The organism is Leisingera sp. ANG-DT, from assembly GCF_000813785.1.
Taxonomy (GTDB): domain Bacteria; phylum Pseudomonadota; class Alphaproteobacteria; order Rhodobacterales; family Rhodobacteraceae; genus Leisingera.
Window position 1 is genome coordinate 684444 of the sequence record NZ_JWLE01000001.1, and the last position, 11703, is coordinate 696146.

At 64.8% G+C, this 11703-nt stretch carries 9 protein-coding genes; 4 read left to right on the top strand and 5 right to left on the bottom strand.

All coding sequences use genetic code 11. The annotated features are described in order from the left end of the window. Nucleotides 1–8: 8 nt before the first annotated feature. From RA21_RS03290 to RA21_RS03310, 5 genes are all read right to left on the bottom strand, one after another. Nucleotides 9–464, bottom strand: a complete 456-nt coding sequence (locus RA21_RS03290) for a GFA family protein (protein ID WP_039146120.1) — start codon at nt 462–464, stop codon at nt 9–11. Between the two features lie 140 nt (nt 465–604). Beyond that, nucleotides 605–1183 (bottom strand): DUF924 family protein, encoded by a 579-nt coding sequence (locus RA21_RS03295; RefSeq protein WP_039146122.1) that lies wholly within the window; start codon nt 1181–1183, stop codon nt 605–607. 137 nt (nt 1184–1320) lie between these two features. Continuing rightward, nucleotides 1321–2595, bottom strand: coding sequence for an MFS transporter (locus RA21_RS03300; RefSeq protein WP_019296897.1), 1275 nt, complete (start codon nt 2593–2595; stop codon nt 1321–1323). A 205-nt stretch (nt 2596–2800) separates the two neighbouring features. After that, nucleotides 2801–3850: a tRNA preQ1(34) S-adenosylmethionine ribosyltransferase-isomerase QueA gene (queA, locus tag RA21_RS03305; RefSeq protein WP_039146125.1), complete on the bottom strand. Its 1050-nt coding sequence runs from the start codon at nt 3848–3850 to the stop codon at nt 2801–2803. Nucleotides 3851–3923: 73 nt separating this feature from the next. Beyond that, nucleotides 3924–7388 (bottom strand): YhdP family protein, encoded by a 3465-nt coding sequence (locus tag RA21_RS03310; protein ID WP_039146130.1) that lies wholly within the window; start codon nt 7386–7388, stop codon nt 3924–3926. Nucleotides 7389–7438: 50 nt separating this feature from the next. On the opposite strand from RA21_RS03310, the gene RA21_RS03315 reads away from it, so the two are divergent. The 4 genes from RA21_RS03315 (at nt 7439) to RA21_RS23105 (ending at nt 11491) form a co-directional block, all read left to right on the top strand. Further along, entirely contained in the window at nt 7439–7900 is a 462-nt protein-coding gene (locus RA21_RS03315) for a peroxiredoxin (protein ID WP_039146133.1), read from the top strand. A gap of 246 nt (nt 7901–8146) precedes the next feature. Continuing rightward, entirely contained in the window at nt 8147–8989 is an 843-nt protein-coding gene (locus RA21_RS03325; RefSeq protein ID WP_039146139.1) for a ferritin-like domain-containing protein, read from the top strand. A gap of 99 nt (nt 8990–9088) precedes the next feature. Continuing rightward, nucleotides 9089–9598, top strand: coding sequence for a ribosome modulation factor (locus RA21_RS03330; protein ID WP_019296891.1), 510 nt, complete (start codon nt 9089–9091; stop codon nt 9596–9598). Between the two features lie 234 nt (nt 9599–9832). After that, on the top strand, nt 9833–11491 hold the full coding sequence (locus tag RA21_RS23105; protein ID WP_039146142.1) for a LamG-like jellyroll fold domain-containing protein: 1659 nt from the start codon (nt 9833–9835) through the stop codon (nt 11489–11491). Nucleotides 11492–11703 lie beyond the last annotated feature (212 nt).

Consider the following 11703-nt stretch of genomic DNA (forward strand, 5'->3'; position numbering starts at 1 on the left):
ACCCCGGCTCAGCCTTTTGCGGCGTAGGCTGCCAGCAGCCCGCCGAACTCTTCCATCGTGGGGAAATGCGCAAAGCTGTGCTCAGTTGTGACCTGCACAAACGGATGTTTGGCCGCTGTCCAGGTTTCGATAAACGGCCGGAACCAGCTGCTGTCCTCGAACATCGTCGGACGCACGTTCACAAACCCCTCCACGCCGGTAATGCGGGTGAACATCCAAGTCTGGCACTCCGGGCAGCAGAAATGGCTCAATTCCTCCCCCTTGGCACCTCCAACCACAGGGGCGCCCTGCGTCACCCGGAACGCCTCAGCCGGGAACATCGCGGTCAGGGAAAAGGCGCTGGAACTCATCTTCTGGCAGCCCCTGCAGTGGCAGGCGGCTGTCAGGGCCGGCGGTGCTAACACTTCAATTCCTGTGGCGCCGCAGCGGCAGCTTCCGGTCATGGGAAAGGAGGATTCAGTCATGCTCTGTCTTTCAAAGATTTTTCTGAAATGCGGGAGCACCTCCCTGCCGCAGTGCCGTGCTGCGCGCAAGGGAGCGGCAACAGAAAAACGCCGCGCCCTTTTTCAGGACGCGGCGTTGAATTCTTCCAGCAAAACCGGCGTCAGCCAGCCGCTTGCATCTGCCGCACGGTCTCACCATAGCCGCCGGCCTGAACATAGGCCCGTTCCGGCGTGGTGCTGGCGCGGTGCAGCGCCTCGTTGCGGTAGGGGAAGCGGCCGAACTGCCGGATCACTTCGCGATGCGCACGGGCGTGCAGCAGGTTGCCGCCGCCGGTCTCCGGCATCCGCTCCATCATCAGCCGGATGCAGCGCTCCTGGTCGCACAGGTTTTCCGAATGCATCAGCGGCAGGTAAAAGAACTGCCGGGCCGGTTCATTGATCTTGAGGTCCCAGTTCTTGTTGATCGCGATCTTCGCCGCAGACAGCGCCGCCCGGTCCGAGGCAAAGGCCCGGGCATCACCGCGGAACATGTTGCGCGGGAACTGGTCCATCAGGATGATGTAGGCCAGCGTGCCGCTCGGGTAGGTGAGCCAGAAGGAGAACCGGCCTTCGCAGGCCGCCTCCCAGGTGCTTTGGAACTTTTCGCGGATCTCCTGATCCAGCGCGTCATCCTGCAGATACCATCCCTTCTCCCCGACTTTGTCGAGCCAGAATGAAAGTATCTCTTCGGGACCAGTCATCGGTCGTAACTCCAAGTTTTTCCTGACCCTATCTCAGGCCATTTTACATTACCTTTACAAGTAACCTTGGGTCACAAATTACGTCAGACAAGCCCTCTGTGTGAAATAATCCTCACAATTCCGGCTGGTTAGCGCAATCAGACTGTTTCTTGGGCAGTTTCCTGCTCCTCCAGCTCCGACTCGATGGCGTATTCCTGGGCAAATTCCACAGCCACAGGCGTAGCCGTCGGCGACATCGCGGCAAAGCTGCCGGTTTCATCGACAGGCACCGCCGCACGCTGCGTCGCGCGGTAGGCGGCATAGGCGGCCATCGCAAACATCAGCGCACCGATGAAGGTAAAGAAGCCCGCCGGACCAAACACCGCATCCTCCATCAGCCAGCCGGTGATCAGCGGCCCGGCAATGGCGCCCAGCCCGTTGATGAAAATCAGCCCGCCGGAAGCCGCCGCCATGTCGTCATGTTCCAGGTAGTCGTTGGTATAGGCGATCAGCAGCGAATAGAGCGGGTTGGAAAGGCCGCCGATGAAGAAGGCCGCCACCAGCAGCATCTTGAACTCCATCCCGAACAGGAAGCCCAGGACAGCACCGACGCCGCCCGCGAGGGCCGCACCCAGGATCAGGAAACGGCGGTCCATGCGGTCCGACAGCCAGCCCAGCGGGTACTGCAGCAGCATCGCCCCTACATAGAAGGTGGAGACAAAGACCGACAGCTGCCACAGCGTCAGCCCGGCGGCTGAGCCGTAAACCGCGCTCATGCCGAACTGGGCCGAGAACACGCCGCCCAAAAGGAACATGCCGACACAGCCCAAGGGCGAGGTTTCAAACAGCTTGCGCAGGGTCATCGGCTTGGTGGTGTCAAAGGCCGGCGTCGGCGAGATCGACAAGAGGATCGGCCCAAAGGAGACCGAAACAAGGATCGACGCGATGATGAACGCCTCATAGCCGGCCGGGTCGCCGATCTGGATCATCATCTGGGCGGCGATAATGCCGATGGTCTGCACGATCATATAGAGCGACAGCGCCTTGCCGCGGTTGGTGTTGTCGGCAGCATTGTTCAGCCAGCTTTCCGCGGTCACATACACGCCCGAGAAGCAGAAGCCGATGATCATCCGCCCCAGCGCCCAGGCAACTGTGTTGGGCAGCAGCGGATAGAGGATCATCACCGCAGAGATAAACGAGGCCAGTGCCGCAAACACCCGCACATGGCCGACGCGGCGGATCATCTCCGGCGCCAGCCGCGAGCCGCCCAGGAAGCCCACAAAATAGGCCGCCATCACGATCGACATCTGGAAGGTCGAAAAACCCTCAAGCTCGCCGCGCACACCCAGCATGGTGCCCTGCAGGCCGTTGCCCACCATCAGCAAGCAAACCCCCAAAAGCAGCGCCCATGCGCTCGACAGCACCTGCAGCATTTTAATGCCTCCTTCGAAAGCAAAGCAGCCCTCCACAACGGGACGGGCTGCCAACACCTTTGTTTGTTATGTCCGGGCGATCAAGCCCGCCGGGCCGGTATCGCCGATTCCGATTTCAGTTTGATGAACCCTATGCGCGCGTGCGGGGTTCCACAGTTGCGGCGCTTATCTAGGATTTCCTGCCGCTTTTCTGAGATGTATTCGCCTAAGCCGGGATCAAAAGCGACGCGTCGCCGTAGGAGAAGAACCGGTAGCGGTTCTCAACGGCGTGGGCATAGATCTTGCGGATTTCCTCCTGCCCCATCAGCGCCGAAACCAGCATCAGGAGCGTCGATTTCGGCAGGTGGAAGTTGGTCATCAGCGCATCCGCCACCTGGAATTCAAACCCGGGGTAGATGAAGATGTCAGTGTCACCTTCCCAGGCATGGATCCGGCCGTCCTTGGCAGCACTCTCGATCAGCCGCAGCGCCGTGGTGCCGACCGGGATCACCCGTCCGCCCGCGGCCTTGGTAGCCGCGATTTCCGTTGCCGCTTGCTCGCTGACCTTGCCCCATTCCGCGTGCATCCGGTGGGTGGTCACGTCTTCCACCTTCACCGGCAGAAAGGTGCCCGCCCCCACATGCAGGGTGACATAGGAAATCTCCACGCCCTGCTCCTTCAGCGCCGCCAGCAGCGGCGCGTCGAAATGCAAAGAGGCCGTCGGCGCCGCCACCGCGCCTGAATTCCTGGCCCAGACGGTCTGGTAATCCGTCTTGTCCTGTTCATCCGCCGCGCGCTTGGCGGCGATATAGGGCGGCAGCGGCATCGCGCCGGCCTCGGCCAGGGCGGCGTCGAAATCGGTGCCGCTCAGGTTAAAGCGCAGATGCCCCTGACCGTCCTCGACGGTGTCCAGCGTCGCGCTCAGCGCATCGGAGAAGATGATCTCTTCCCCTGCCTTGATCTTCTTCAGCGGTTTCAGCAGCGCCGCCCAGCTTCCATCGGCGCGCGGCTCCAGCAGGGTCGCCTCGATCTTCGCCGCCACCGGCCCTTGCGCACTGTCGCGGTGGCGCAGCCCGCTCAGACGCGCAGGGATCACCTTGGTGTCGTTCAGCACCAGCCGGTCACCGGGCTGCAGCCAGCCGACCAGATCGGTCACCTTCCCGTCGTGCAGTGCACCGCCCTCGGCCACCAGCAAGCGGGCCGAGCTGCGCGGATTGGCAGGCCGGGTGGCAATCAGATCGTCGGGCAGGTCAAAGTCGAAATCGCTGAGTTTCATGGCGCGCGCTATATGATGTGCAGCGGGGAAGTTCCATGGCGATTTTCGCCCCGCGCAGGGTTTCCTTCAAGGACTACTTGTCACTGCCCCGCGGTTCGCGAACCAGTTCCTCGCCGTCTTCCAGCACCTCGCCGTCGGCACTGAACGCCCGGTTGTCGCCTGGAACCTTGGGGGCCGGCCCGCGGAAAATCTCCCGCAGGAACCCCGGCGCCAGACCGGCCAGCGGGTTGACAGCAACCGACGGATCATCGGCAGTGCCGCGCAAGGTAAAGGTAAAGCCGAACAGACCCTCACCGTCACGCGGCGACAATACTCGCCCGATCGCGTTCAGCAGGTAGACCGGAGAAATAACCCCCCGCATGTTCAAGCGGCTGCTGTTCAGGTTGTAGTTTCCGTCCAGCGACAGCCCCATCGACGGGCCCACCGCGCTGCTCTGGTGCAGGATCAGATGCGAATCCCCCAGCCGGAACCGCCCGTCCATGCTGGTGAACAGGATGCCCTGCCCCGTCATCTCATCCAGCAGCCCGACCAGGCTGATCGCGTTCAGGATCGCCGCCATCGACGGCGCGTTCCGCACCCGGATGTTGCGGACGTTGACCTTGCCGTCATATTCACCCGGCGCACCGGCGGCGGGCACCAGCGTCATGTCGAAACTGCCGCCGCGGCCATGTTCGAACACGCCGGCGGACCGGAACACCCCGCCCGCATCATTTGAGCGGATGCGCGAGGCGGTTCCCCCGTTCTGCGGCACCACGGTGCCCGCCACCGGCGTCTGCCCGTTCAGCCGTGCGGTGAACTCCCCGTTCATGCCGCCGCGGGTGGAAAACCGCCCCTGGAAATTCTGCAGCCCGATGCTGTCAGTCACCTGCAGGTTCTGCAGCCGCAGGGTGATCGGCACATCGCCGCCGCTGCTGCCGCTGCTGCCGCTTGCGCTGTCGGAGAATGGCGACCGGTTCAGGTCCAGCCGCCCGCCGGTCACCTCGATCGCGGGCGCCGCCGCGCCACGGCCGGTGAAGGTCACGGCGCCGCGGAACCAATTGCCGGCCTGCGCGGAGGAGAACACCGCCTGATCCAGCCCGCCGCTCTTGCGCGTCGTGACCCGGCCCGTGGCAGACAGTCCGGGCGCTTGCAGCTCCAGACGGTCCACCCTGGCTGGCTCGGCCAGCGTTGCAGTGAGCGACAGCTTGCCTTTTGCTGCCGCGCCCTTGCGCCAGCTGATTTCCGGTATGCGCAGCCCCACTCCGCTAAGGTCCGAGTCCAGCTGCAGCCGCGGTGGCACGCCCGGCTTCAGGTCCACTGCATAGCGCCCCTGCGCCTTGCCGGATACCGCACCGCGCGGCAGGCCGATGTTGAAAGCCTCAACCGCAGCCGGGGACAGTTCGATCACCCCGGCGACCCGGCTGTCCGGCGGTGCATCCTTGCCGATCTTCTGCTGCCAGCTGGCACTCAGCGGCACGCCGGACAGGCTGCCATTACCGCTGATCCGAACCTGCCCCTGATCGCCCTCAACCTGCAGCAGCGGTGCCGCCGCCACATGGCCCGGCACCAGCTTTGCGCTTTCCACCGCCCGCACCGTGCCGCGGTAGTGATAGAGGATCTGTTCCACCGGCACCTCTTTCTGCAAGGGCAGCGACAGGGTGCCTTCGGCCTCCACCAGCCCTTCCGCCAGGTCCACCGGCAGGCTGGCCTTATCCATCACCCGCAAGGGTTCCCGGTTCAGCAGCGACAGCGCGGCAGTGGCAGAGCCCTTCGCCTTGATCCGGGCAATCCCCGGCGTTCCATCCTTGGCCGAGACATCCGGGATGATGAAGGACGTGCCCGCCACCTCCACTTCGCCGCCCTGATCCGCCGTGACGGTCCCGCCAGAGGAAGTGACCACAAACCGGTTGCCGTAAAGGCTCAGCTGGCCAGAGCCGCCAACCACCGGCGGCATGAATTTCTGAAACAGCACTTCGGCGCCCTCAAACGCCAGGTCCAGGCTGACAAACGGCTTGCCGCTGCCGCGCCCGCGCATGTGGAAGCCGACATCGCGCACCAGACCGGCCCGCAGGTTTTCGTGCACCCACTCCCGCGGCTTCGGGGCCAGAACTGAGGGCCACAATTCCTTGACCCGCGCGGCGCGCACCTGATCGACGCTGCCGTTCAGATCGTAGTCCCAGCCGTCGCTGCCTGCCCCGACAGTGCCGTCGAAATGGATGCGGCTGTCGCCGTCCCGCACCAGCATCTCGCCCAGCCGCAGCCGGAACGGTTTCAGCCGCAGATCGAAATCCGCGTCCACCGCCGGGAATTTCACCGGTGTCTCGAACAGCCGGCGCGGGTTCAGCTCCAGGTCGGAGAACCGCAGCTGGCCCACCAGCCCGGCCAGCTGGCCGTTCTGCACTCCGGCCAGACTCGCCTGCCCCTGCATCACGCCTGAACCCCAGCCGCTTTCCACGCTCAACTCCGAGAACGCCAGCCGCTGGCGCGCGGGATCATAGGTGAAGTAACTGCGCGCGCCGGTGATCGGCACCGGGCGGGTCTGCGCGGCCGGCTGGATCACACCCTCGCCGATGCGCAGGCTGGCCTGCACCGGCTGCACCACGCCATCCGCCGCCACACCACCGCGCAGCGATCCGGAAATCGGTGCCCGCAGCACCCCCAGCCAGCCCAAGGCCGGGCTTTGCACCGCGATATCCTCACTGGCGATCTCCGACACAAGCACCCCGAATTCCGCTTCGGGGCTGCCAATCTCGGACGCATAGCTGGCCTCTACCGTGCCCACCTCGCCGCGGCCGCTGAGGACAGAGAACGCCGCCGACAGCGACACCGAACTGCCCTGCCGCTGCAGCCCGATCCGGCCGCCGTCCAGCGTCCAGCCGCGGCCCAGCCGGTCGTCGGTATAGGAGAGGGTCAGCTCGCTGGTTTCCACTTCGGTCAGCGCCGCCAGCACCGGCTTCTGCAGCTGACTGTCCCATTGCTCGATCAGCTCCACCAGGGTTGCAGCCCGCCGCGATGGTGCCGCGCCGCTGGCAAAACTCAGCGCCAGGCTGCCATCCTCATTACGCCTGAGCGCCGCAAACAGCCCGCTCAGGGCGATCCGCTTGGGCTGGATCCGGCCCTGCAGCAGGGGCCGCATCGCCAGGCTTGCCTGGGCATCGGCCAGCTGGGCAAAGACACTTCCGTCCGGGTGCCGCAGCACCACGTCCTGCAGGCTCACCCGCGGCCGCCAGCCCTTGTTCACCACCACATGGATGGCGCCGAATTCGACTTGCAGCCCGTTCAGATGCTGCTCGATCCGCGCCTCCACCCGGGTGCGCACCCAGTCCGGCGCATCCAGCCGGGTGCCGATCCCGAAATAGACCGCGCCTGCGCCCAGAAACGACAGCAGCGCCAGCACCCAGACCAGCCCGCGCAGCAGCCGCCAGCGGCGGCGCCGCCGCGGCGCCGCTGCGGCGGCCGCATCCGCTTCCGGCTCGGGGCCGGGCACGGGCACCGCCTCTGCGGCGGCGCGGATATTCTCGCCGTCGGGTTTGATCTCAGCTTTCCCTTCGCTGTTCATCGGTTATGGTCGCCGCGCAGTGAGTTGCGCAAATGACAGGAGACAGGCCAATGCTCGACGTTTCAGATCCCGCCCCTTCCTTTACCCTGCCCCGCGGCGGCGGCGGAGAGGTCACTTTGTCCAGCCTTCAGGGCGCGCCCGTGGTGCTGTTCTTCTACCCCCGCGATAATACCCCCGGCTGCACCAAAGAATCCATCGCCTTTTCAGAGGCTTTGCAGGCATTCGCCGATGCCGGCGCTCACGTTTTCGGGATTTCCAAGGACAGCCTCAAGAAGCATGAGAATTTCACCGCAAAACACGGGCTGACCACGCCGCTTCTGTCGGATGCCGAGGGCACCGTGTGCGAGGATTACGGTGTCTGGAAAGAGAAAAGCATGTACGGCAAGAAACACTGGGGCATCGAGCGCTCCACCTTCCTGATCGGTGCCGATGGGAACATCGCCCGGGTCTGGCGCAAGGTGAAAGTAGATGGCCATGCCGAGGAAGTGCTGGAAGCCGTCCGCGCGCTTTAGGCGAAGTGCTCCCGCCAGCCCTGCCCGCGCCCTGAGGGGCACGAGCCGCGGCTGTTGGGCCCGGCGCCGCCCCATGGGGCGGCGCGCGGCACGCGCGCTGCCATGCCCAAGCCGGCCAGGATGATCAGCCTGCTGATCCCCCGCAGGCGCGGGAGTGCGCCGGTTTCGGCTCTGGACTCTGCCGCCCAAATCAGGTGAACCGGCTTCCGCAATGGCCCAGCCGCCCCGCCGCAACAGGAGACCCGCATGACCGATCAGCCCCTTTCGCTTGCCGAACGTGCCGCCGAGGTGCTGACCACCGCCGACGGGCGTGCCAAGACCGCCCTGTCGCGCCGCCATGCCGCCGCGTGGTTTGCCAGCCGCAAGGGCGAGGCACCGCAGATCCCCACCGGCACCGCCAGCCCGCCGATGCACCCGGCACGGCCTGATCAGCCCGCACTCCTGAACCCGCGCGACGTGCCCAAGCGCAAGCCGGGCTCCGAAGAGGGCCGCATCGCGCTTTTGCACGCGGTTGCCCATATCGAGCTGAACGCCGTTGACCTGCACTGGGACATCATCGCCCGCTTCTCCCATGTGCCGATGCCACTGGGGTTCTTCGACGACTGGGTGCAGGCCGCGGATGAAGAAAGCAAGCATTTCAACCTGATGTGCGACTGCCTTGAATCTTTGGGCAGCCACTACGGCGCCCTGCCCGCGCACGCCGGCATGTGGCGCGCTGCAGAGGACACGGCAGACGATCTGATGGGCCGCCTCGCCGTGGTGCCGATGGTGCTGGAGGCCCGCGGCCTCGATGTGACCCCCGGCATGATCGAGGTGTTCCGCAAGGCAAACCTCCCCCAGGCGGTAGAGGCGCTGGAACTGATCTATGCCGAGGAAGTCAGCCACGTTGCCTATGGCTCCAAATGGTTCAACTTCCTGTGCGGACGGGACAATCTGGACCCAAAGGAGGAATTCCATGCGCTGGTGCGCAAGTATTTCCGCGGCGCGCTGAAACCGCCCTTCAACGAGGAAAAACGCGCCGATGCCGGCCTGCCGCCGGATTTCTACTGGCCGCTGGCCGACCAGGTGAAACCGCTGCCGGGCTGGTAAACCGGGCCGGTGAGCCAGCCGCCTGAGCACCCCGGTCCGGCCTTTACCCGGAGGCCGCACAGGCGTAGACTGCAAAGGCCCGGAACCGCGGCTGCAGCCATGTTCGAAAACGACTTTCCACTGCTGAGCACAGCCAGCCTTGTTGCCCTGATCCTGCACAAGGCCGGGACCGGTCCGGTGACGCTCGAGAGCTGCGAAACCGCCCTTGCCGCCCTGTTCCGCCAGGCCAATGAGACGCCAGGCCTGCCGCCGGAGGAGCTTCGGGAACGGCTGGCGGGCCATCTGGCAGACCTTCAAACAGCCCGTATTCTGGAACAGGAAGCGGACGGCAGCTGGCAGCTGACCCGCCGCGGCCGCCGGGCGCTGGAACAGCACCCGGAGGGCCTCGACCAGACCGACCTGGCCCGCTACCCGGAATTTGCCGCCCATCTTCGCGACACCGCCCATCAGCCTTGCGGCATGGACCCGCGGGGCGCGCATTTTGACGAAGGCTTCCGCGCCGGCCTGAACGGCCAGCCCCTGACCGCCAACCCCTATGCCTTTGACAACGCCGACCATCAGGCCTGGGAAAGCGGCTGGAGCGAAGCGAGAGACGAACGCCAGGGCTGACGGGACGTTCACCGGCAAACCGCACCTGCGGCCTGGCCTTGCAAGGCCCTTTCCGCGCTTCTTAGCCCTCTTTTCAAGGCTTTCCATGACACTCTTCCCCTGAAACGGTGGTTTACCAGTCGTGCCGGATACCGGGTAAACACACCTGGGATGCGTACCCTCCACCGCTGCAAGGGTATCCTGCTTGCGCTGCCGCGCCAGCCTGCGCGCTGACAAAGCCAAGGGGGAACCGGCATGAACCCCACGGACATGGAATTCATTCCCAACGACATGCTCGAGACCGAAGACCGCACGGTCATGCACTCGGGCCTCACCAACTTGTTCCACCTGGACGGCGGTGCCGGCGGCAGCGCCGGCGGCAACAACGGCACCGTCTATGGCGCCAGCACCGTGGCCGGCAAGGATGGCGGCGCGCTCAGCTTTGACGAGACGGACGATTACGTCGCCATTCCTGATGTCGAGATGAACGACACCTTCACCATCACCTTCCAGTTCAAGGCCGATGATAACGACGGCTCGCTGTTCCAGCACCTCTACAGCCACGGTGACATCAACGGAACCAACAGCATCAACGTTTTCATGACGGAAAACGGCCACGGCACCGACCCGAATATGATGCGCACGGTGATCCGGGACGAGATCGATACCCTCAGCAACACCGATTTGGAATTCGACATCAGCGGCATCATCGGCGACGGCCAGTGTCATACCTATACGCTGACGGTGGATTTCTCCGGCTCCAAGGTCTACCTCGACGGGGTCGAACAAAACAGCAGCACCGCCGGCGGCGATCCGATCAACCCCACCGGCGATGTGATCCTCGGCAGCCGCAGCGGCTTCAACGCCGACCGATATTACGGCGGCGAGATGGATACCCTGCAGATCTACGACCGCGCCCTCACCCAGTCGGAGGTGACAGAAACCCACACCACCACCACCCCGACAATTGCCGCAGGCACCGTGATTGCCTCGGTCGACGAGGTGACCGACACGGACAACCCAACGGGCCATACCTTTTCCTTGACCGAAGATGCCGGCGGCAAATTCGTGATTGACCCGAACACGGGCGATATTTCCCTGACCGCCGACCACGCTGCAGACACCCTGTTCAGCGACACCGTCACGGTCAAGGTCACCGACCCGGACACCAACACCTATACCGAGACCCTGGGCGTCGCCATCGGCACCGAGGACGGCGATGACACCATGACCGGCCCGCACGACCAGAACGTGATGTACGGGCTGGGCGGCGACGATGACCTCACGGGCGGCAGCGGCGATGACGTTTCCGCCGCCTCCACAGGCCATGACACCATCAGCGATTTCAACACTGGCAATACCGGCGCGCTGGATGATGGCGACAGCAGCAACAATGACTACGTCGACCTCTCCGGTCATTATGACCACCTGTCCGAGCTGTACGCCGACCAGGCCGATGACGGCATTCTGAACCAGTCGAACACAACCGGCACCTTCGGCAACACCGTTGACTACAGCGACAACACACAATTCGGCGCCGGCGACAGCCTCACCTTCTCCGGCGCCTCCGCCGACAGGTCCTCCTTCACCACGGAAAATACCGGCGTTGTCTGTTTCACCGCGGGCACCGCCATCCGCACGCCCCAAGGTGATAAGCCCATTGAGACGCTGCGCCCCGGCGATCTGGTCTGCACCCTCGACAACGGTCCCCAGCCCATTTGCTGGATCGGCACACGGCGCCTGACCCGGGCGGAGCTTGCGGCGCTGTTTCCGCAGCGGTTCCGGCCCGGCGCAGCGGCACCGCAGGCCTATGGGGGGCTTGCCCGGCCCGTAGCTGCAAAACCTGAGCAAGCCGGACGGCCAGCTCCGCACATGCTGCCCACCGCCTTCCTCGCGCAGCACCTGCCAGTCTGACCGCCGCCGCTGCGCTGACCCTGCGTCACCCCGGGATCAGCCAGGTGCCGTCTCGGCAAATTTCCGCCGACTTCCCCGTCTGACCAGCACCTTGCCCCCCCAATGGGTCAACAGGCTTGCCCAAATGCGCAGCCCTGTCTATTGACTTCGGCCAAGGTCCCGGACCTGCCCCTAGACGGCACAAGGGCACCGGACGACGAGACAGACAGGGA

What these genes read in the sequence shown, in the direction of transcription:
- RA21_RS03290 (WP_039146120.1), bottom strand. Translation starts at nt 464, where the DNA reads ATGACTGAATCCTCCTTTCCCATGACCGGAAGCTGCCGCTGCGGCGCC.
- RA21_RS03295 (WP_039146122.1), bottom strand. Translation starts at nt 1,183, where the DNA reads ATGACTGGTCCCGAAGAGATACTTTCATTCTGGCTCGACAAAGTCGGG.
- RA21_RS03300 (WP_019296897.1), bottom strand. Translation starts at nt 2,595, where the DNA reads ATGCTGCAGGTGCTGTCGAGCGCATGGGCGCTGCTTTTGGGGGTTTGC.
- queA (WP_039146125.1), bottom strand. Translation starts at nt 3,850, where the DNA reads ATGAAACTCAGCGATTTCGACTTTGACCTGCCCGACGATCTGATTGCC.
- RA21_RS03310 (WP_039146130.1), bottom strand. Translation starts at nt 7,388, where the DNA reads ATGAACAGCGAAGGGAAAGCTGAGATCAAACCCGACGGCGAGAATATC.
- RA21_RS03315 (WP_039146133.1), top strand. Translation starts at nt 7,439, where the DNA reads ATGCTCGACGTTTCAGATCCCGCCCCTTCCTTTACCCTGCCCCGCGGC.
- RA21_RS03325 (WP_039146139.1), top strand. Translation starts at nt 8,147, where the DNA reads ATGACCGATCAGCCCCTTTCGCTTGCCGAACGTGCCGCCGAGGTGCTG.
- RA21_RS03330 (WP_019296891.1), top strand. Translation starts at nt 9,089, where the DNA reads ATGTTCGAAAACGACTTTCCACTGCTGAGCACAGCCAGCCTTGTTGCC.
- RA21_RS23105 (WP_039146142.1), top strand. Translation starts at nt 9,833, where the DNA reads ATGAACCCCACGGACATGGAATTCATTCCCAACGACATGCTCGAGACC.